The 21,122-nt window shown below is 68.3% G+C and carries 17 protein-coding genes and 1 pseudogene; 12 read left to right on the top strand and 6 right to left on the bottom strand.

The genetic code is table 11. The annotated features are described in order from the left end of the window. Positions 1 to 143: 143 nt before the first annotated feature. On the bottom strand, positions 144 to 1,538 hold the full coding sequence (locus ASF60_RS06930; protein ID WP_056182495.1) for a M20/M25/M40 family metallo-hydrolase: 1,395 nt from the start codon (positions 1,536 to 1,538) through the stop codon (positions 144 to 146). A 366-nt stretch (positions 1,539 to 1,904) separates the two neighbouring features. On the opposite strand from ASF60_RS06930, the gene ASF60_RS06925 reads away from it, so the two are divergent. From ASF60_RS06925 to ASF60_RS06915, 3 genes are read left to right on the top strand one after another with little or no spacing between them, the layout of a single operon-like run. Next, entirely contained in the window at positions 1,905 to 2,465 is a 561-nt protein-coding gene (locus ASF60_RS06925) for a (2Fe-2S)-binding protein (protein WP_056182491.1), read from the top strand. After that, a complete protein-coding gene (locus ASF60_RS06920; protein WP_056182489.1) occupies positions 2,462 to 3,475 on the top strand; it encodes an FAD binding domain-containing protein in 1,014 nt (337 codons plus the stop codon). The genes ASF60_RS06925 and ASF60_RS06920 overlap by 4 nt, the downstream gene beginning before the upstream one ends. Positions 3,476 to 3,485: 10 nt before the next feature. Further along, positions 3,486 to 5,738 carry a xanthine dehydrogenase family protein molybdopterin-binding subunit gene (locus tag ASF60_RS06915; protein ID WP_056182486.1) on the top strand — a complete coding sequence of 751 codons (2,253 nt, stop codon included), beginning with the start codon at positions 3,486 to 3,488 and terminating at the stop codon, positions 5,736 to 5,738. A gap of 58 nt (positions 5,739 to 5,796) precedes the next feature. On the opposite strand, the gene ASF60_RS06910 is transcribed toward ASF60_RS06915, so the two are convergent. Further along, positions 5,797 to 6,918, bottom strand: a complete 1,122-nt coding sequence (locus ASF60_RS06910) for a tlde1 domain-containing protein (protein WP_056182483.1) — start codon at positions 6,916 to 6,918, stop codon at positions 5,797 to 5,799. A gap of 406 nt (positions 6,919 to 7,324) precedes the next feature. Between ASF60_RS06910 and crcB the strand changes: the two genes are divergently transcribed. The 8 genes from crcB to ASF60_RS06875 all read left to right on the top strand — a co-directional run bounded on the left by crcB (position 7,325) and on the right by ASF60_RS06875 (position 12,069). After that, entirely contained in the window at positions 7,325 to 7,693 is a 369-nt protein-coding gene (crcB, locus tag ASF60_RS06905; protein WP_056182479.1) for a fluoride efflux transporter CrcB, read from the top strand. 316 nt (positions 7,694 to 8,009) lie between these two features. Further along, complete coding sequence (locus ASF60_RS06900) at positions 8,010 to 8,249, top strand: hypothetical protein (RefSeq protein ID WP_056182475.1); 240 nt, start codon at positions 8,010 to 8,012, stop codon at positions 8,247 to 8,249. After that, on the top strand, positions 8,246 to 8,593 hold the full coding sequence (locus ASF60_RS06895; RefSeq protein WP_056182471.1) for a hypothetical protein: 348 nt from the start codon (positions 8,246 to 8,248) through the stop codon (positions 8,591 to 8,593). The genes ASF60_RS06900 and ASF60_RS06895 overlap by 4 nt, the downstream gene beginning before the upstream one ends. A 97-nt stretch (positions 8,594 to 8,690) precedes the next feature. Beyond that, complete coding sequence (locus ASF60_RS25100) at positions 8,691 to 8,849, top strand: hypothetical protein (protein WP_200940919.1); 159 nt, start codon at positions 8,691 to 8,693, stop codon at positions 8,847 to 8,849. Between the two features lie 244 nt (positions 8,850 to 9,093). Beyond that, entirely contained in the window at positions 9,094 to 9,273 is a 180-nt protein-coding gene (locus ASF60_RS06890) for a hypothetical protein (protein ID WP_244478351.1), read from the top strand. 307 nt (positions 9,274 to 9,580) lie between these two features. Next, positions 9,581 to 10,126 (top strand): hypothetical protein, encoded by a 546-nt coding sequence (locus tag ASF60_RS06885; RefSeq protein WP_056182467.1) that lies wholly within the window; start codon positions 9,581 to 9,583, stop codon positions 10,124 to 10,126. 120 nt (positions 10,127 to 10,246) lie between these two features. Further along, positions 10,247 to 11,143 carry a diguanylate cyclase domain-containing protein gene (locus tag ASF60_RS06880; protein WP_056182465.1) on the top strand — a complete coding sequence of 299 codons (897 nt, stop codon included), beginning with the start codon at positions 10,247 to 10,249 and terminating at the stop codon, positions 11,141 to 11,143. Between the two features lie 248 nt (positions 11,144 to 11,391). Continuing rightward, positions 11,392 to 12,069, top strand: a complete 678-nt coding sequence (locus tag ASF60_RS06875) for a response regulator transcription factor (RefSeq protein ID WP_056182461.1) — start codon at positions 11,392 to 11,394, stop codon at positions 12,067 to 12,069. A gap of 18 nt (positions 12,070 to 12,087) precedes the next feature. Here the strand turns inward: ASF60_RS06875 and ASF60_RS06870 are convergent, their stop codons facing one another. From ASF60_RS06870 to ASF60_RS06860, 3 genes are all read right to left on the bottom strand, one after another. After that, entirely contained in the window at positions 12,088 to 13,497 is a 1,410-nt protein-coding gene (locus ASF60_RS06870; protein WP_056182457.1) for a cytochrome ubiquinol oxidase subunit I, read from the bottom strand. A 134-nt stretch (positions 13,498 to 13,631) separates the two neighbouring features. After that, positions 13,632 to 14,642, bottom strand: a complete 1,011-nt coding sequence (locus ASF60_RS06865; RefSeq protein WP_056182658.1) for an SDR family oxidoreductase — start codon at positions 14,640 to 14,642, stop codon at positions 13,632 to 13,634. Positions 14,643 to 15,077: 435 nt separating this feature from the next. After that, on the bottom strand, positions 15,078 to 17,240 hold the full coding sequence (locus tag ASF60_RS06860; RefSeq protein ID WP_056182454.1) for a molybdopterin-containing oxidoreductase family protein: 2,163 nt from the start codon (positions 17,238 to 17,240) through the stop codon (positions 15,078 to 15,080). Between the two features lie 240 nt (positions 17,241 to 17,480). Here ASF60_RS06860 and pdxR point away from each other — a divergent pair, with 240 nt between their 5' ends. Beyond that, the gene (gene pdxR, locus ASF60_RS06855) at positions 17,481 to 18,968 is read left to right on the top strand and encodes a MocR-like pyridoxine biosynthesis transcription factor PdxR (protein WP_056182452.1); all 1,488 of its coding nucleotides are present in this window, start codon (positions 17,481 to 17,483) and stop codon (positions 18,966 to 18,968) included. A gap of 1,051 nt (positions 18,969 to 20,019) precedes the next feature. Here the strand turns inward: pdxR and ASF60_RS06850 are convergent. After that, positions 20,020 to 21,091, bottom strand: a pseudogene (locus ASF60_RS06850) (DNA topoisomerase IB); the annotation flags it as partial. Positions 21,092 to 21,122: the final 31 nt, after the last annotated feature.

The raw sequence follows: 21,122 nt of genomic DNA, 5'->3' as shown, positions 1-21,122 counted from the left end.
GATTCCCGGACCGGCCGGGTTCTGAGGGGGCACCGTCGCGCCCGGCGATGGCCGCCAAGCGATTCCGGTCACGCGCGTCCCCGAAGGCGGCGGCCCGAACTCCAGGGTGCGAAACCGCTCGCCACGGGGACGCGGGGGGGGCTTCAGCCGGCCCGCTGCGCGCCGAAAGCCGCCAGGATGCGGGCCCAGGAGCGGGTGCCCTTGTGAAAGCTCGTCAGGTCGTACTTCTCGTTGGGCGAATGGATGCGGTCGTCGTCGAGGCCGAAGCCGATGAGCAGGGTGTTGCGGTCGAGCAGGCGCTTGAAGTCGCCCACGATCGGGATCGAGCCGCCGGCCCCGATGGTCACGGCGGGCACGCCCCATTCCTCGGCCAGGGCCGCGCGGGCGGTCTCGAGCTCGGGCATGTCGAACGGCAGGCTGATGGCGCGGCTGCCCTTGTAGCAGATCACCTCCACCGAGCAGTCGGCGGGGATGCGTTCGCGCACGAAGGCCTCGAAGGTGCGGGCGAGCTGTTCAGGGTCCTGGTCGTCCACGAGGCGGAACGAGACCTTGGCGCTGGCCTGACCGGCGATCACCGTCTTGGTGCCCTCGCCGGTATAGCCGCCGATGATGCCGTTGACGTCGCAGGCGGGGCGCGACTGGATCAGCTCGATCAGCATGCGGCCGCGCTCGCCGGCCGGCTCCGACAGGCCGATGGGACCGAGAAAGGTCTCCGGCGTGAAGTCGAGGCCGCGCCATTGGTCGAGCACCGCCTGCGGCGTCTCGCGCACGCCGTCGTAGAAGCCCGGCAGCGCGACCTTTCCGTCGACATCGTGCAGGTCGGCGATGATCTTCGACAGGACATGGATCGGGTTGCGCGCCGCGCCTCCGAAGAAGCCCGAATGCAGGTCGCGGTCGGCGCAGGTCACCGTCACCTCGAAATAGGCGAGGCCGCGCAGCGAGGTGGTGATGGCCGGCGTGGTGGGGTTCCACATGCTGGTGTCGCACACCAGCACGATGTCGGCGGCGAGCTTGTCGCGATTGGCCGCGACCCATTCGGGAAGGCCCTGCGAGCCGTTCTCTTCGGCGCCTTCGATCAGGATGGTGACGCCGCAGGGCAGCTCGCCCTCCATCGCCAGATGCGCTCGGCAGGCCTCGATGAAGGTCATCACCTGGCCCTTGTCGTCCGAGGCGCCGCGCCCGACGATTTTCTTCTCGCCCTTGGCGTTCAGCGCGAGGCGCGGCTCGAAGGGCGGCGTCTCCCACAGGGCCAGCGGGTCCACCGGCTGCACGTCGTAATGGCCGTAGAACAGCACATGCGGGGCGCCCGGCTTCGGGGCGTGGGCCAGCACCACCGGGTGCAGGGACGTCTCGTGGATGGCCGTTTCGAAGCCCAGGGCCGTCAGCGTGCCCTCCAGCCACTCCGCCGCCGTGCGGCAATGGGGGGCGAAGGCCGGGTCCGTGGAGATCGAGGGAATCCGCAGGAAGGCGAAGAGCCGCTCCAGGGCGTTGTCGAGGTCGCGGTCGATATCGTTGAGAACGGGGGCGAGCGCGGTCATCGGGCGTCCTTCACGGGGAGGCGAGCGGCGGAACCGGGTTAGCGCAAGGGAGCCGGGCCAAGCAACCAGGCAGGATCAAGCAACCGGGCAGGAGCAAGCAACCGGGCAGGACCGAGCAACCGGGCAGCACCGAGCAACCCGGCTCCACCGAAGCAATCGTCGCATCGTCGAGCCGTACCGCAACGTATCCGTCAGCCGTGCGCCGTGTCGGCCCGTGCACGCTCGGCGGGAACACCCGCTTTTTGGAACTGTTATCGAGTGGACCGGCCCGGGGCGGATGATTTTTCCCCGCCGCGGCCCCTGCGACCCTGTCTCGAAATCCAACGGTGCCGTGCCTGTCCCGGCCCGCAAGTCACGGATACCGCCATGCTCATCGAAAGTGGTTCGCCTCATGCGGCGAACACCATCGGCATCACCCTGACGATCAACGGCGAGACCCGTTCGCTTCAGGTCGCGCCCTGGACCACGCTGCTCGACCTGTTGCGCGAGGACCTCGACCTCACCGGCACCAAGAAGGGCTGCGATCACGGCCAGTGCGGCGCCTGCACGGTGCTGGTGAACGGCACGCGCATCAATTCCTGCCTGACCCTGGCGGTGATGAAGGACGGGGCCAGCATCACCACCGTGGAGGGCCTTGCTGGGAGTGCAGGCCTTGCCGGGAGTGCAGGCCTTGCTGGGAGTGAGGGCGTCGCGGGCGCGGAGGGCCTGCATCCGCTCCAGGCGGCCTTCGTCGAGCACGACGCCTTCCAGTGCGGCTACTGCACGCCCGGCCAGCTGTGCTCGGCGGTGGGGATGATGACGGAAGGCCACGCCCATTCCCGCGAAGAAATCCGCGAGGCGATGAGCGGCAACATCTGCCGCTGCGGCGCCTACACCAACATCGTCGATGCGATCGAAGACGTGATGCACGCGGGAGCCGCACGATGAACCGCTTCGATTACGTCCGCCCGACCACCGTGGACGAGGCGGTGCGCGCCATCGCGGCGGGCGCCAACAGCCGCTTCATCGCCGGCGGCACCAACCTCGTCGATCTGATGAAGTACAATGTCGAGCGGCCCGAGCGCCTCATCGACATTACCCGGCTGCCCCTCGACCGGATCGAGGAGCGCGACGGCGGCCTCAGCCTCGGCGCCCTGGTGACGAATTCGACGGTGGCCTACGACGCGCAGGTCCAGGCGCGCTATCCGCTCCTGTCGAGCGCGATCCTGGCTGGAGCCTCGGGGCAGCTGCGCAACGCCGCCACCACCGGCGGCAACCTGCTGCAGCGCACCCGCTGCTACTATTTCTATGACGACGCCACGCCCTGCAACAAGCGCGAGCCGGGCACCGGCTGCGCCGCCATCGGCGGCGTCAACCGCATCCACGCCATCTTCGGGACGAGCCCGTCCTGCATCGCCACCCACCCCTCCGACATGTGCGTGGCGCTCGCCGCGCTCGAAGCCAAGGTCCGGGTCGCGGGTCCGGGGGGCGAGCGCACCATTCCGTTCGCCGACTTCCACCGCCTTCCCGGCGACGCGCCGGAGCGGGACACTACCCTGGCGGCGGACGAGATCGTGCTCGCGGTCGATCTGCCCGACGAGGAGTTCGGCGCCCACCACACCTACCTGAAGCTGCGCGACCGGCTCTCCTACGCCTTCGCGCTGGTCTCGGTGGCGGCCGTGATCAAGCGCGACGGCGACACCATCCGGTCCGCGCGCTTCGCGCTCGGCGGCGTCGCCCACAAGCCGTGGCGCAACGCGCAGGCCGAGGCCTTCCTGGTCGGCAAGCCCGCCACTGCGGAGACCTTCGCGGCGGCCGCCGACATCGTGGTGGCCGAGGCGCAGCCCCAATCCGAGAACGCATTCAAGATCGAACTCGCGCGTCGTGCCATTGCCCGCGGCCTCGCCCAGGCCGCCGCCGGCACGCCGCAGTCGCAGTCCGACAAGCGCATCGCCTGAAGGAACCCTCATGGCCCACAGCATCAGCACCTCAGGCACCGACACCTATGTCGGCACGGCGCAGAGCCGCGTCGACGGCCCGGCCAAGGTCACCGGCCAGGCGAAGTATGCCGGCGAATTCGCCGCCCCCGACCTGACCCACGGCTACGTGGTGTCGAGCGGCATCGCCCGCGGCCGCATCCTGTCCATCGACACCGCCGCCGCCGAAGCGGTGCCGGGCGTCGTCAAGGTGTTCACCCACGCGAACCGGCCGCGCACCGCCTGGCTCGACTACAATTACCAGGACCAGGTCGCGCCTCCGGGCTCGCCCTTCCGGCCGCTCTACGACGACAAGGTCCATTACAGCGGCCAGCCGGTGGCCCTGGTGGTGGCCGAGGATTTCGGCACGGCCCGTTACGCCGCCTCGCTGATCAAGCTCACCTACGAGGCCGAGGCGCCGACCACCGATCTCAGGAGCCTGGAGGACGTGGCCTACGTGCCGCCGAAGAAGCGCTCCGGCATCAAGCCGCCGCCGGCGCCCTGGGGCGATGCGGACGGCGCCTACAAGGCCGCGCCGGTCCAGCTCACCAACCACTACCACATGGCCGTGGAGCACCATAACCCGATGGAGCCCCACGCCTCGACCGTGGTCTGGGAGGGCGGCGGCAAGCTCACCGTCTACGACAAGATCCAGGGCGTCTCGAACAGCCTCGGCTACATCACCGGCGTGTTCGGGATGAAGAAGGACGACGTCCACGTCCTCAACCCCTATCTCGGCGGCGGCTTCGGCTCGGGGCTTCGCCCGCAATACCAGCTCTTCCTCGCCGTGATGGCGGCGCGCGAACTCGAGCGTTCGGTGCGGGTGACCCTGACCCGCGACCAGATGTTCACCTTCGGCTACCGCCCCGACGTGCGCCAGACCATCGCTCTCGGGGCCGAGGCCGACGGGGCGCTGACCTCCGTCCGGCACGAGGCGATCTCCGGCACCTCCGGCTTCGAGGATTACCAGGAGGTGGTCGTGAACTGGTCGGGCATCCTCTACGATTGCCCGAACGTCGCCCTCGATTACCGTCTGGCCAAGATCGACACCTACACCCCCTCCGACATGCGGGCGCCGGGTGCGGTGACGGGCGTGTTCGCCCTCGAAATCGCCATGGACGAACTCGCCCACGCGACGGGCCAGGACCCGATCGACCTGCGCCTCAGGAACTACGCCGAGAAGGACCGCACCCAGGACAAGCCGTTCAGCTCGAAATCCCTGCGCGCGGCCTATGCGGAGGGGGCCGAGCGCTTTGGCTGGTCGGGCCGCAACCCCGAGCCGCGCTCGATGAAAGAGGGGCGCGAACTGGTGGGCTGGGGCATGGCCACCGGCATCTGGGAGGCGCTGATGCAGCAATCGAGCGCCCAGGCCACGCTGACGGCCGACGGCAAGCTCGTGGTCGGCAACCAGACCGGCGACATCGGCACCGGCACCTACACCATCCTGACCCAGATCGCCGCCGATGCGCTCGGCCTGCCGATGACGGACGTGACGACGAAGCTCGGCGATTCGAAGCTCGCCAACGCGCCGATCGCCGGCGGCTCCTGGACGGCGGCCTCCTCGGGCACGGCGGTGATGAAGGCCTGTCGCGAGATCGCCGCCCAGGTCTTCACCCTGGCGCGCGGCCTCGACGATTCGCCGCTCGCCAACGTCGATTTCGATCGCGCGGTGTTCAAGGAGGGGCGCATCTCGGTGGCGGGTGACCCGTCCCGCAGCATCGCCCTCACGGAGGTGATGGCGAAGGCGGGGATGGACAAGATCGAGGCCACCGGCTCGGCCGGGCCGGATTCCAACCATTCCCAGGACTTCGCCGGCTACACCCACTCGGCCATCTTCGCCGAGGTGAAGGTTGACGAGGATCTCGGCGTGGTGCGCGTCACCCGCGTCGTCTCGGCGATCGCGGCGGGCAAGATCCTCAACACCAAGACGGCGCGCAGCCAGATCCTCGGCGGCGTGGTGATGGGCATCGGCTCGGCGCTGGAGGAGGAATCCATGCTCGACCACACCATCGGCCGGTTCATGAACCACAATCTCGGAGAGTATCACGTGCCGGTGAATGCCGACATCTTCGACATCGACGTGATCTTCGTCGAGGAGGACGACAGGGCCAACCCGATGGGCGTGAAGGGCCTGGGCGAGATCGGCATCGTCGGCACGGCGGCGGCGGTGGCCAACGCGGTGTTCCACGCCACCGGCAAGCGCATCCGCGACCTGCCGATCACCATCGACAAGATCATCGGCTGACGGCGAACCGCCGTCCGTCCCGACGATCGAGAGCCGCGTGCCCCCCGGTGCGCGGCGCTCAGCGCGTCGCGCGGCCGAACAGGCGTTCGGCGAAGCTCGGACCCGCATCGCCGCGTCCGGCCACCACCACGAGGCGGCGGACCTCGCCGCGCAGATAGGACTGGAGGAAGCGGTTGTAGTCCCGGAAGGAGACGCAGCCGTTGGAAGCCCCGCTCGGGCCCAGCATGTAGGTATGGGCCAGGATGCCGTCGCGGCCGTGGATCGCCGCGCTGCCGCCGACCGGGTTGAGCCGGATCGCCCGCACGCCGTGGAACAGGGCCTCGCGCTCGGTGAGGTCGTAGGTGCCGGGCGGGGTGGAGCCGCGCATCCGGCGATGGACGTGGCGCGGGTTGTCCATGCTCTCGCCCAGACCCGAGTGAGCCTCCAGCCGCTCGCCGCTCGGCAGCGTCACGGTGCGGGCGGTGATGTCGTAGACGGCGGTGCCGGCGCTCACCCCCGGATTGCTCTCGATGATCCGGCGCGGTCCCGGATCGATGGTCGGATCGACCGACGCGTAGGCGAGGGTGGTGCGCGGTTCCGGGTCCGGCGCCGGGCGGGTCCCGAACACCGTGTCGAAGAACGAGCGCTCGGCCTCGGCATTGGCCTGCGCCCGCTCCGTCCGGGTCCGGCGCGTCGTCAGGGCGCGCAGGGCCGGCTCGGACCGAAGGGCGAAGCGGGCCGGCTCGGCCTGACCCGGGACCTGAGCCTGGGCCAGGAGCCCGGCCGGACGCGCGACCGGCAGGGGAACGAGCTGGGCCACCGGTTGGGCCATGGGTTGCGCCATGGGTTGGGATACCCGCATCGGCGTGGCCGGCAAGGCGCGCGGCGTCACCATCGCCAGCACGGTGGCGGGCGCAACCGCCGGGACCAGCGTGGCGGCGAGCGGCAAAGCCTGCGCCAGCCGGGGCACGGACGCCCCGAGCGCCGGGGTCGGGTCGAGCATCCACGCGGAGGCGCTGGGGGCGCGGACCGCCGCCAGGACGGACGGTCCCGGTCCGGCGGGCACCGTCCCCTCCGGCGCGGTCAGGCGCGGGAAGACGCCGCAGAGCAGCGCGACCAGGGACGTCTGGAGCAGCACTCGACCGCGCGGCCGGCGAGGGCGGCGGAGACGGCGGCCGTACGGATACACAGCGTCGTTCATGCGGGCGCTACTCGGATACGCAAGTCCCGAACGGACACCGGTCCAGCTGCGCACACCTGAAGAAAAGGTTAAGCGAAACCAGGATTGGACGAAGGTGCCTGTTGAGGAAACATCAATCTTAACGGGACCACTACAGCCCCAACTTGGTTAATCCGAGATAAACCGCAGCGCATCTTGTCGCCGAAACGATGCGTTGTCCGCAAAACGCCCGCTTCCCGGCCCTTGCTCACCAACTCCCACTTGCCGTCTCCCACTTTCCCACCGTCGAACCGCCGACGCGAAAAAAGCGGGACCGACCCTGTGGACCTCGGGGGCAAACCGGGATCGGACGACGCACCTGCGGAATTTGGGCGTATGCTGTCGAGCGATCCGGGCCGGTTGCCGGTTTCAGGGAGATCGCGGCCGCATGGGGTTCCTCATCGTCTTTCTCGGCGCCGGTCTCGGCGGCATGGCCCGCCACGGTGTCGGGCTCGCCGCCCTGCGCTTCGGCACGAGCTTTCCCTACGGCACGATGGGCATCAACATCCTCGGGTCGATCCTGATGGGCGTGCTCGCCGGGTGGTACGCCATGCGCAGCGGCAGCCAGCCGATGCGGCTGTTCCTCGCGACCGGCGTGCTCGGCGGCTTCACCACCTTCTCCTCCTACGCGCTCGACGGCATCCTGCTGCTGGAGCGCGGCGAGGTCGGTGCGGCGATCATCTACATCCTGGGCTCGATGGTGCTCGGCCTGGCCGGTCTGCTCCTCGGCCTCATGATCATGCGGATGATCCTGTGACGAAGGCCGAATCGGCCTGAGGCCTGCGTGGCAGGTACCGTGCGGCACGAGACGGCGCGGCGGCCGGACCGAGCCCGGGGCCGTCCTGCTGATCGTTCGGGGCCGACAGTCTGCCGGAGACAAAGTCCGTCCGGGCAAGCGCCGGAAAGATGGCCCGTTTTCTCCCCGCGTGGAATGCCTCCAAATTAAAACTGACCGAATATTGGAATGATACAAGATTCAATCAATTCCAATCTTGTCTGAATTGCTTGCCAAGCCGAGTGCCAGCTTTCAAACCTTGCCTCCACGGAACAAAAGCCGCCGGGAGAGCAGGACGATGGAACGCACGCTGGACTGGATGCGCGGCTATGCGCGGCTTGCCTGGTGGGACGGCTCGGCCCTCGACCTGCGGCTGCATCGCCTGACCGACATCATCGACGCCCTGGCCGGCGTGCCGGAGGCGGACCCGGCGCTGGTTCCGGCGCACTGGCGGACGCGGGCGGAGGGTTGGGGGATGAGCGATCGGGCGCCCGCGACCTGGGAACCTGCGAACTGGGCATTGGGAGAGCGCGCGTGAGCGGTGGAGATGCCGCCCGGACGGTCGCCGGACAGGCCAGGCCGGCCTGCGCCGAGTCGGCGTCGCCCGAGGGTCACCTCGACGAGGCCCTGCGCCGGGCGTTCTGGCAGAGCCTGAACCGCGCGCCGTTGCCGGCGATGTCGGCCCTGGAGGTGGCGGCCCGCGTCGTCGGGGCCCTCTACCGCCAGGTGGCTCAGGCTCATGAAGGCCCGAACGGGTGCCGCTGCGGCTGGGAGCCGGATCCGGATTGCGATCTCATCGTGCTGGAAGCCCATCTGGCGGCCGCCCTGATGCAGCCGCCCGAACCGGACCTCGCCCACATGGCGGTGCTGGGGCGGGCCTGAACCGCGCTTCGGTTACGGTTCCCTCACACTCCCGGGGCGATCATGGGCGATGCGGGGCCGCGCGGTCGGCCGGGCATCGCAGCGCCGGAGATGTGAGATGGACGGGTTCTATCGCGGGATCGAGACGGCCCTGCTGGCCTTCAGTCTCGTCCTCGGGCTCGGCGCGCTGGTGGTGTCCGACCGGGCCATGCCGCGGGCCGCCGTCACCGAATTGGCGATCACGCTGCCGATATTGTCCGTCACGGCGACGCCCTGAGATTTCGGCGTTGCCGAGCAACGATTTATGCTCCGGCAGGTCTCTTGACTGCAACCCTTCAGCCCGCTCGCGACTTAACTGTTCAAGCAGCAACGCAGGCCGTTGCGCAAACCCGACACGTTGAGGGCACGTCCACCGAGGGATGTGCGAGCGAGACTTTCCGATGATGGCAAATCGACTGCGGATGCCCGCACTCGCGGGCGCTTTCTTCTTGATGGGATTCGGCGTCTCCGGTGGTGTCGTCATGGCGGCACCCGCGGCCGATCAGGGGCCGGCCAAGGCCTCCGGCTCCAGCCCGACGATTACACCGGTGGCGGCCGTGACGGAATCCGAGGACGAGGCGGTCAATTGCAGCCGCTCGCGTCGACGCCTGTGGATCGAGGGCGAAGGCTGGATCGTGCGCCGGGTCACCACCTGCCGTTAGGCGGGTTGGCTCCACGGGGTGGGCTGAAAATTTCCAGTCTCAAGACCTGAGGCCGAGATTCTTGACGTGAGACACCGAAACCCTGCCGCCCGGCAGGGTTTTTCGTTTGAACTGCTGTTTCGTGCTGAACTGCTTTTGTCTTGGGCCGCTTCTGTTCCGGGCTGCGTTCGGCGCGTCTTGCCTCGCGCCCTAACTTGCCTCGCGCCCTAAGCAGTCTTCGACGGTGTCCGTTGCGCAGGGGGCGGGAACGACAGGCGGAATGGGGTGGTTTTCCTCCGGATCGGCGCGCGTCGGAGTTCGGCCCCCCATGACTACTCGCTTCCTGACGGCGCCCCTCGGCGCCCGCCTCCTCGGTGCGGCCCTGGCTCTCGCCGCCGCGACCGGCGCGGCCTGCGCCCAGGATGTCGCGTACGCCGGAACGTCGGGCTATGGCCACCGCTCGCCCTACGGCCAGGCCTTCCCGGATGGGCATGACCAGGGCTACGGCTACGGCGGCGCGCTGATCGAGGGCGCCTATGTCGGGGCACCGTTGACGCGGGTTCCCCGCCCGAGCGAGTTGGTGCCGAGCGCCTGGGGCTACGGCACCTACGGGATTCCGACCGTCGCGGGTATCCGCAGCACCCGCCCGGGCACGCCGACCGTCTATGTCATCGAAGCGCCGCGCGCCGAGGCTCGCGGAACTATCCGGTCCCGGTCCGCGATGGGCCGCTCCAGGGTTGTGGTCCGCGATCGCCGGGGCCGCTGGTCGGAGCCCGCACGGCAGACCGGGCCGGCCTCCGTCCAGGCTGCGCCCGCCGCAGCCGAGATGAGCGGCGGCGCGCGGGTCATCCCGGTTCGCGTCTCGCACCGATAGGCTCGGCCAGGGCTGTCCGCCCACGAACGGACGAAGTTTCGGCTCGGGACGCTTTGGCAACCGGTTAATCTGTTCCTGTCATCCTCACGTCAACAACCGTGAAGGTGGTCGGGCCACGCCATGCATATCGTCCTCGTCGACACCAGTCGGGTCGTCCTCAAGATGATCTCGGCCCTGCTGGAACCCAACGGCCACACCGTCACGGCCTTTACCGACTCGGCGGAAGCGCTCGACTATGTCGAGAACACCGCATCGGTGCGGGTGCTGATCACCAGCCTCGAGGTCCGGCCCTTGGGCGGCCTCGAATTGTGCTGGTCCGCCCGTCTGTTGGCGGAGGCCAATCGCCCGCTCTACGTCATCACGATGTCGTCCGCCCGCAATGCGCGGAACCTCGCCGAGGCCCTCGACAGCGGCGCCGACGACTTCATCGAGAAACCGCCGGGACCGGAGGAGCTTCATGCCCGCCTGCGGGCCGCCGAGCGCCTGACGACGATGCAGAGCGAACTGATCCGCCTGGCCGAGACCGACTCGCTCACGGGTCTCCTGAATCGCCGCGCCTTCCTGCAGAAGTCGCGCGATGCCGCGGAGCGGGTCGGCGACCATGGCAAGATGTCGGCGATCCTGCTCGACATCGACCACTTCAAGCGCATCAACGATGAGTACGGCCACGATGTCGGCGATGCCGCCATCCAGGCCGTCTGCCGCGAACTGGCGCTGGACGGAATCATCGGCCGCCTCGGCGGCGAGGAATTCGGGATCGTCCTGCCGCACCGGGCCGGTACCGAGGCCGAGGCCATCGCCACCCGCCTGCGCCGTGCCATGGAGGCCCTGCGCATCCGCGGCGGCCGCGTGCCGATCCGCCTCACCTGCAGCTTCGGCGTCAGCGAATGGTCGGAGGGCGACACCGTCGAGGGGCTGCTCAAGCGCGCCGACATCGCCCTCTACGAGGCCAAGACCACCGGCCGCAACCGCGTCGTCAGCGCCGCATCCGATCTCGTCCTGGCCCGTGCCGGCTGAGCCGGCGCCCGAAGAATTCCCAACCATCCGGCCGCGTCGTCTGTCCCAGTGCGGGACGAGGCCCGCGACCAGGGTGGGGCATCTGCACAGCGTTCACCACAGTCTTGCGGGATTTCAGGCGAGTTTCGAAGCAGGTCGACGGGGTTTCGCCCGAGGTTTGGTCAATAAAGCTCTGGAACGGAAATTGATCTGACTCTCCCAAGGGCCGTCGCGGTGTGTCGTGGCGGGACAACGGGGAGTAATGCGGCATGAATGACGCCGTCGGAGTCTTGATCGTCAATGAGCCATCCGGGTTCGCCTCGACCTTTCGAGCGGTGATCGAACATGAGCCGCGTCTGCAGACTTTAAGTGAATCGGATCTCGCGCGCGCACCGGCGCGGAGCGTCGCCCTGGTCTTCGTCGGATCGCAGCCGGAGGCCTCGATTGCCGCCGACATCGCGGCTCTCAAGGAGCGCGCGCCGGGCCTAAACGTCCTGGTGGGCTTCGACCTGCTGCGCGCCGACCTGTTGCGCCAATTGGTGGAAGCGGGCGCCGACGCCTTCGTGGCCCGCAGCGCGACGCCGCGGGACGTGTGCGGCGCCATCCTGAGCCTGGCCGCCCGATCCGAGGCGCGGGGCGCCGAGACGCCGGCGCCGGCCGTGCTGCCCGCCAGCGAGGGCCTGACGCCGCGTGAGGCCGAGATCCTGCGCTTCCTCAGCGCCGGCTTCAGCAACAAGGAGGTGGCCCGCCGCCTGAACCTCAGCGTGCGCACGGTGGAGACCCACCGCCTCAACCTGCGTCGGAAGACCCAGACCGGTCGCCTGAAAGACCTCGTCGCCCTGGCGCGCCACCTCGGGCTCGCTCCGGTGGTCGAGGCCAGCCCCATGCGGTCGGGCGGCGAGCGCGGACGGGTCCAGCACCAGAGCGAGTGCGTGGCCCGGCTCTGAGCCGGGCCACGGTGCCCCTCAGGCGGGGGTGAGACTTTCGTTGACCGCGGAGAGGGGACGCTTGGGCTTCTGCGCCACGTCGCCGCCGCGCATGGCCTCCTCGAGGGGCTCGGGGCCTTTGCGCAACAGCTTGGCGAGGTAGTAGCTGCCGAAGCCGAAGATGAACGCGTAGGCGATCAGGAAGGCGATCAGGGAGGTCGTCACGGCATTGACCGTCAGGGGCGAATGCGCGTCCGCCGTCCGCAATTGACCGTAGACGATGTAGGGCTGGCGCCCGATCTCGGCGGTGAACCAGCCGAACAGGACGGCGCCGAAGCCGGACGGCGTCATCAGCATCGCCGCCCTGAGGAACCAGCGGTTCGTGTAGAGCGTGCCCCGCCAGCGCAGGTAGAGACTCCACAGGCTCAGGCCCAGCATGGCCATGCCGATCGCCACCATGATGCGGAACGCATAGAACACGGGCCAGACCGGCGGGCGCTGGTCGCGCGGCACGTCCTTCAGGCCCGGCACCACCCCCGAGAAGTCGTGGGTGAGGATGAAGCTGCCGAGCCGCGGGATGCCGATCTCGAAGTCGTTCTTCTCCGCCTCCATGTTGGGAATCGCGAACAGCAGCAGGGGCATGTTCGCCTGCCGGTCCCAGTTGGCCTCGATCGCCGCGAGCTTGGTCGGCTGCAGCTTGAGCACCGCGAGACCGTGGCTGTCGCCGACGAAGATCTGGATCGGCGTGAAGATCACCGCGAACCACAGGGCCATGGACAGCGAGATCCGGGCGCCCGCCACCTTCTCGGCCGGTTCCTTGCGCCCGCGCAGGATCATCCAGGCCGACATGCCCGCCACCGCGAAGGCCGTGGTGAGGAAGCAGCCCAGCACCATGTGGGCATAGCGGATCGGGAAGGACGGGTTGAAGATCACCTTCCACCAGTCGGTGGCGATGGCCCGGCCGTTCTCCACGACGAACCCGTCCGGCGTCTGCATCCACGAATTGGCGGACAGGATCCAGAAGGCCGAGATCAGCGTCCCGAGCGCCACCATGCAGGTCGAGACGAAGTGCAGCCGGTCGCCGACCCGATCCCAGCCGAACAGCATGATCCCGAGGAAGCCCGCCTCGAGGAAGAAGGCGGTGATGACCTCGTATTGGATCAGCGGCCCCAGCACGTTGCCGGTGAAGTCGGAGTAGCGCGACCAGTTGGTGCCGAGCTGGTAGCTCATCACGATGCCGGAGACGACGCCGAGGCCGAACGAAACCGCGAACACCTTGACCCAGAACCGGTACAGGTTCCGGTACATCGGGTTCTTGGTCCACAGCCACTGGGCTTCCAGGCGGGCGAGAAAGCTCGCCAGCCCGATGGTGAAGGCCGGGAAGATGATGTGGAAGGCCATGGTGAAGCCGAACTGGATGCGCGAGAGCAGGAGCGCGTCGACTTCCATAGGAAACCTCGTCCGATGCGGTGCCCGGAATCAGGGAACCTTGGAACAGCTATAGCGTAGAAGACGCCAAAGCTGCACCCGGTTCACCGGCGCCGCTCAGGTCGCAGCCCGGGGGGGAGACGGAGCCGCCGCGCTCAGGGCCTCCGCAACAGCCGCCGCGGTGCCCGGGCCAGCGCCGCGACGCCGAACAGGCCGAGGGCGACCACGCCGGTCAGGCCGGCGACGAGAAGGTCGCGATCCCGGCTCGTCCAATAGGCGCTGCGGGTGGCCTTGGTCCGGTCCGAAAAGCGCCCGTCGATGCCCACATCGCCCGGCACCGGCGCGAAGAGGTTGCCGGCCTTGTCGGGCGCCGGTTCATCGGTCAGCTGCGCCGACCACATCGTGGCGGCCTTGGCATCGGCGTAGCCCGGCATCAGGGCCTGGGCGGCGGCCATCATCACCGTGCTGTGGCCGACCCAGACCTCGCGGCTCGGATTCTCGGCCGTGGCGACGATGGCCTCGGCGCAGAGGCGCGGATCGTAGACCGGGTCGGGGGCGTACTGCCCGTGGCCGGTGCGGTTGCGGGCCCAGTTGAACTGCGGGGTGTTGACGGCCGGCAGGTAGACCACGCTGAGGGAGACGTCGACCGCGTCGTGGATCAGTTCGGAGCGCAGGGCGTCGGTGAAGCCCGAGACCGCGAACTTCGCCGCGCAATAGGGCGCCTGGAGCGGCGCCGCGCGGATGCCGAGGCCGGACGAGACCTGGATGATGGCGCCCCGGTTGCGCGGCTTCATGTGGCGCAGGGCCGCGAGCGTTCCGTAGACCTGGCTCAGATAGGTCGTCTCGGTGACCCGCTTGTACTCGTCCGGCGTGATCCGGTCGGCCGGGTTCACGATGGTCGCCATCGCGTTGTTGACCCAGGCCCGGATCGGCCCGATCTCGCCCTCGATCCGCTCGGCGGCGGCGTCGATTGCGGCCGCATCCGCCACATCCGCCGAGATCGCCAGGACGGACCCGCCATAGGCCGCGAGCGCGGCCTCGGTCTTCCGCAGGCGCTCCGGATCGCGGGCGATGACCGCGACCGCCCAGCCGCGCCGGGCGAAGAGGTGGGCGGTGGCAAGCCCGATTCCGGCGGTTCCACCGGTGACGACCGCAACCTTGGTCATGATGTTGGTATCCTCAACCCGGGAGAGCTTGCCCAAGACAGCCTGTCCAAGACAGCCTGCCGATGACAGCTTGCGCCAACGGTCTCACGCCAGCGCCGTTGCTCTCCGACCGGCGTGCCCAAACGACACGGGATCGCGGAAAGCTTCTCGTGGGTAGAACCTGACACTCGGTTCCGTCTCTTTGTGTCCCTTCACCGACCTCAAGAAGCTCCGCTTCGCAGCAGCTCGGTGGAGGATGACCGACGCCTGAACCGGATGGATTTTTGCCGGTCCGCGTTCGGGCGTGAGGATGGAAGAAGCGGACACCTGGCCGTGCTTTCGACGAACACCCGGGGGCTCTCACAATGCGTTCTCGGCGCAGGCTGACCAAAGAACCGTGGATCAGGAACAAGCGTCCCGTAGGACGCCTGTTTGCTGCGCAGCCAAGCGTTGACCTCAGTTCGCCCGGGCCACCTCGACGAGGTTGTCCGAGAAGGACGGGGCGTGGCCCATGTCGGTGAAGGCCCCCGAGGAGATGCTGTTGACCGTGCCCTCGTTGAGCTGACGCCAGTAGCCGAGCGTCGCGACCACGATGCCGGCCTTCACATCGTCGGTGATGCGCGCCACGCCTTTGAAGGCGCCGCGGTCGTTGGCAACCTGAACCTTGTCGCCGTCCCTGATACCGCGGGTGTCGGCGTCGGCTTGGTTGATCATCACGAACTGCTCGCCCTGGCCCTTCTGCTTGTCCTCCATGTTGGCGTAGCAGGAGTTCAGGAAGTAGTGGCTCTTGGGCGAGACGATGTTGAGCGGGAAGCGCTTGGCCAGTGCCGGGTCGTTGGTGTGGGACTCGCGCGGGCCGAGGTAGTCGGGTAGCGGATCGAGCGCTTCGCCGGGCTGGAAGCCCTCGTACATCTGCCGGAACGGTGGCGCGACGAAGTTCGTGGCGCCCTCGACCATGAACATGCACTTGCCGGTCGGCGTCGGGAAGTTGCCCTCGCGGTGGGGCGCGCGGTCGTCCGGCGTGCCGACCTTCAGCCGGGCGAAGCCGTGCTCGCGCATGTACTGGAGGTCGATGCCCTCGCAGGCCGGGGCGTTCCAGTCGACGTAGTGCTCCAGGCACTCCGTGTCGGTCCACTTGAAGTTCTCTTCCTCAAAACCGAGCCGGGCCGCGAGCTGGCGGAAGATCTCGTTGTTCGGGATCGCCTCGCCGGGCGCATCCGCGCATTTGGTGTTGTAGGTCAGGTAGAGGTGGCCCCAGGACAGGATCATGTCCTCCATCTCCGCGCCCATCGTCGCCGGAAGCACGATGTCGGCATAGGAGGCGGTGTCCGAGATGAAGTGCTCGGCCGAGACCATGAACAGGTCCTCGCGCATCAGCCCGGCGACGATCTTGTCGGTCTCGGGCGCCTGCGTGACGGGGTTCGAGTTCCAGCACATCATCGACATGATCGGCGGGTCGAGCTTCAGCTCGCCGGTGAGCGCGCGTCCGATCTGAAGGTTGCTGATGACGCGGGTACCCTCCGGGATCAGGTCGGGCCGGCACATCACGTCGAACTTGTAGGGATGCTCCCAGACACCGAACTGGGTGACGCCGCCGCCGACGTGGCGCCAGGCGCCGGTGAGCGCCGGGATGGACGACACCGCCCGGATGGTCTGGCCACCGCCGTAATGCCGTTCCAGCGCCACGCCCATGCGGATGCCGACCGGCTGCTCGGTCGCCATCTCGCGGGCGAGCTTGCGGATGTCCTCGGCCGGGACGCCGGTGATCGCGGCGGCCCATTCCGGCGTACGCGGAGCGGCCCGCTCCTTCAGTTCCTCGAAACCGACCGTGTAGTTGTCGACATAGTCCTGGTCGACGAGACCCTGCGCGATGATCGAGTTGATCAGCGCCATGGCAAGTGCGCCGTCCGTGCCGGGCTTCGGTGCGATGTGCCAGTCGGCCGCCTTGGCGGTGCGCGACGCGTAGGTGTCGATGACGACGACCTTGGCGCCTTGTCTCTGGGCGTCCTTCACGATGGCCCAGTGGTGCAGGTTGGTGCTGACCGAGTTGCAGGCCCAGATCACGATGTACTTGGAGTGGATGTAGCTGTCCGGGTCGAGCCCGGCGGTCGGGCCGACGGTGAGCAGCCAGGCCGTGCAGGAGCCCTCGCCACAGAAGGTGCGCTCGGTCACGGTGGCGCCCATGCGGTTGAAGAAGGCATCGCCGCCGTTCAGCCCATGCACCAGGCCCTGGTTGCCGAGATAGCTGTAGGGCGCGATGGCCTGCGGCCCATACTGGTCGATGATCGCCTTCCAGCGCGACACGATGGTGTCGAGGGCCTCGTCCCATGTGATGCGCTCGAACTGCTTGGAGCCCTTCGGGCCGACGCGCTTCATCGGGTAGAGCAGCCGGTCCGGGTGGTAATGGCGCTTCTCGTAGTCCTTCAGCTTCACGCACAAACCGCCGCGGGTCATCGGATGATCCGGATTGCCGCGCACGCCGAGCAGCTCCCCGTCCTTGACCTCGAAGATCATCGAGCAGGTGTCGGGACAGTCGTGCGGGCAGCCGCCGAAGAAGGTCTCGGTCAGGCTCTCGGCCTCGGCGACGATCAGGGAGTCGGGCTTGACGATCTCGTTCATGTTTCCTCCACGGCCGAGCGTCCCGCCTTATTTTTCTGGCGGGCCGGCCCAGTGCGTCAGCACAATGCACTCAAGTGCAAACAATTCCAAATTTTGGTCCGGTGGAAGGGCCAAATGAGTGTTGGGCCATGGTACCAACGGTTTTGTCGCGGATCGGCGCGGTCCGCCTGAGGCTTGGTTCGTGACGACAGGGACGGGGTACGTCACGGCCAGCAGGCGACCTCGGGCAGGATGGAACGTGTGGAACTGACGCTCACCCTAGACGCCAAGTCCGAGAAGCCGCTCCAGGCACAGGTGTTCGACCAGGTTCGGGAGATCATCCTGGATGGGCAGATCAAGGCCGGCATGGCACTGCCTCCAAGCCGATTGCTGGCGGAGCGCCTCCGCGTGTCCCGCAACACGGTGTTGCTGGCCTATGAACGCCTTGCGGCGGAGGGCTACGTGAGGGCGCGCGGCACGGCGGGCCTGTTCGTGGAGCCGATCTCGCCGGATAGTCTCCTCCTGATCCAACAGGGCAGTCGGTCCCTGACGAACGGCCCGGTGCCGGACGCATCGAGCGAACCCCTGCTGTGCTTCGCCGGCTCGCCCGGCGGCGGCGGCGACCGACCCGAACTCGACTTCTGGGTCGGGCGGTCCGATCCGGCGGGGTTCCCGCTGGCCATCTGGCGACGGATCGTGACGCGGCTTCTGGCGCGGGAGACGGCCTACCTCACCGATTACTGCGATCCGGCCGGCCTCCCGGATTTGCGCATGGCCATCAGCACGCACCTGCGGCGCGCCAGAGCGGTGGCGGTGACGGAAGATCAGGTCATCGTGACCACGGGTGGGCAGGACGCGCTCAACCTCGTGTTCAACTTGCTGAAGGGACACACCCGGCAACTCTGCATCGAGAATCCCTGCTACCTCGGAGCCTCGCTCATCTTCCGGAACGCCGGTCTGGAGATCCATCCGGTTCCGGTCGACGGCGAGGGGCTGCGAACGGACCTCCTGCCCACGGCCAAAGGCAGCCTGCTCTACGTCACGCCGTCGCATCAATTCCCAACCGGAGCCACCATGCCGCTGACGCGGCGCCTGGCCCTGCTGCGATGGGCGGAGGAAACCGACAGCTACATCGTCGAGGACGATTACGACAGCGACTTCCGGTACGACGGGCCGCCGCTGACGGCTCTGGCCGGTCTCGACGGAGGCCGGCGCGTCTTCTACGCCGGGACGTTCTCGAAGTCGGTAGGCGCCGGCCTGCGCATCGGCTTCGCCACGGTCCCGCGCATGTTTTGGGACGAGGCGCGGATGCTGAAAGCACGGATGAGCAATGGCCAGGCCTGGCTTGAGCAGGCCGCGCTCGCCGCCTTCATCGACGAGGGGCACTTCGACCGGCACCTGCGCCGCCTGAGGCAGGTCTACAAGGCGCGCCGTGACTGTCTGGTTGGAGCACTTCGCAGGACGTTCGACGGGGCTGTCGTCCTCGGCGGCGAGAGTGGCCTGCACCTGGTCTGGCGCCTCCCGCCCGGCTTTCCGCCCGCTCGGCAGATCCAGATCATGGCGCGAGAGCAGGGCATCGGCGTCTACGCCCTTTCGAGCGGAGCTGCCTACGACTTCGATCCGGGTGCACGGGACGACATGCTGGTCTTCGGCTACTCGTCGCTCAACGAAACGCAGATCGAGACAGCCGTCGGCGCGTTGCAGCGGATCGTGCTTGGGCAAGCAGACCGCAACGAAGGCACGGATTAGGTCTGCGTCAGGGCCCCCGACGAAATCGCTTCTTCGTCGTAGTTGGGTCGGAGGCGGAACGTCCGCTTCAGGGCGGAGGGTGAGGGGCCGCTCCCCCGCCCCATACGGCCATCGCATGGGCCGGCGGAGCCCGACCCGACCCAGCGTGCTGGCAGTCGTCGGGGCTGACCGAATGGGCGGCGGTGCAGGCAACGACATTTTCCGCATCGCCCTTGGCGACATCGCCGTCAGGGGCGCCACCGACCTGCTCGTGGACTTCCAGGAGGCGGGCCAGACCAGCGGCCACGTGATCCGCTTCACGGGCTTTGCCGCGGGCTCGACGCTGGAGCTGGTGGCGCCTCGGGCCATGCGCGAGTGTACGAGGTGCGGGACGGTGCAGGCCTGTCGGAAGGGCAAATCCTGGTCAGCGCGGGCGGTGCGCGGGGGCAAGTGTCGACGCCCAGCGACGACGCCTTCGCCTGACCCTCGGATCAGGGACCCGGCTCAGTCCGGGTTCCCTGCCTCGGGGCGCCAAGATGCCAAACGGCAAAGTCAGCTCCGGCGTAAAAGCAGGCCGGCAGATATTCACCCGCCCCGGACGTTCGGCGCGGGCCCCGAGGGTCAGGTCTTTCCTACGAGGCTGCGTGCTCCCGTGCGGCGTCGGAGGTTTTAGGGCGCCGGGGCTCCTGTCCCGCCGTCTTCTTTTCCGGAGCCTGCTTGGACGCCGCTTTCTTCGGTGGGGTCTTCGCTTTGGAGGTGGTCTTCGCCTGCGACGCGGTCTTCGCTTTCGGGGAGGTCTTCGCTTTCGGGGAGGTCTTCGCTTTCGGGGAGGTCTTCGCTTTCGGGGAGGTCTTCGCTTTCGGGGAGGTCTTCGCTTTCGAGGTGGTCTTCCGGCCGGCGACGGCATCGACCGCCTTCGCGACCCGCTTGCGGACGGACTTCCTCGTAACCTTCCCGGTGGCCTGCTCGGCTGTCTTGCCAGCCTGCTTCCCGGCCGCCTTCCCGGTCGCCTTGCCGACGGCCTTGCCGGCTCCTTGATCCGAGAGGTCTCGGCCCGTGTCGTCCTTCACCTCGGCCAGCCGCGCCTGGAGGAGGCCGAGCACTGCGGCTTCCTCGGGCCTGAGGCCGTCGAGGTCCTCGCGCAGCTCCTCCTCCACCGCGTCCTTGATCTGCAGCAGCAGGGCGCCTTCGAGGTAACAATCCAGCACCTGCGGGTGGATGTAGCACTTGCGGCAGATGGTCGGCGTATTGCCGAGGCGCGCGGCGACGCCCTCGATGGCGGTGCGCAGGTTCTTCTTGGCCTTGGCCTCGCTGTCGAAGGCCTCGAATTCCTGGAGCGCCAGGGCGGCCAGCACCGTCCCGGCCCAGGTCCGGAAGTCCTTGGCGGTGATGTCCCGGCCGGTGATCTCGCGCAGATACGCGTTCACGTCCGCCGAGGTCACGTCGCGCACGGTGCCGTCCGCATCGCGATACTGGAACAGCTCCTGGCCCGGCAGGTCCTGGCAGGCCTTGACGATCCGGGCCACGCGCCGGTCCTTGAGGCCGAGGTCCCAGGTCTTGCCGCTCTTGCCCTTGAAGCGGAAGGTGAGGTCCGCGCCCTCGATCCGGGCGTGGCGGTCGCGCAGGGTGGTGAGGCCGAAGCTCTTGTTGGTGCGGGCGTAATCGTCGTTGCCGACCCGGATCAGCGTGGTCTCCAGGAGGTGGACCACGGTGGCCAGCACCTTCTCGCGGGGCAGGCCGCTGCGGCCCATATCGGCGTCGACCCGGGCGCGGATGGCCGGCAGCGCGTCGGCGAAGGCCATCACGTGCTCGAATTTGGTCAGGTCCCGGGCCGCACGGAAATCCGGGTGATAGCGGTACTGCTTGCGCCCCTTGGCGTCGCGTCCGGTCGCCTGGATGTGGCCGTTGGCCTTGGGACAGATCCAAACATCGGTATAGGCCGGCGGGATGGCGAGCGCGCGGATGCGGGCCAGAACCGTCTCGTCCCGCATCGGCCGCCCCTGGGCATCCCGGTAGCGGAAGCCGGTGCCGCTCTTGACGCGGGTCAGCCCCGGCATCGCGTCGTCGACGTAGCGCAGGCCGGCTTCCTCGGCCGCGTCGCGCGGATCGGCCACCGTGCCCTCTTCGTCGCGCGCCGTCGCCATGCTGGCACCCATCCCTGACGTTTCTGGTTGT

Source organism: Methylobacterium sp. Leaf113 (assembly GCF_001423325.1).
Lineage (GTDB): Bacteria > Pseudomonadota > Alphaproteobacteria > Rhizobiales > Beijerinckiaceae > Methylobacterium.
Note: the sequence above shows the minus strand (reverse complement) of the source record. Positions and strands in the feature narration are given on the sequence as shown.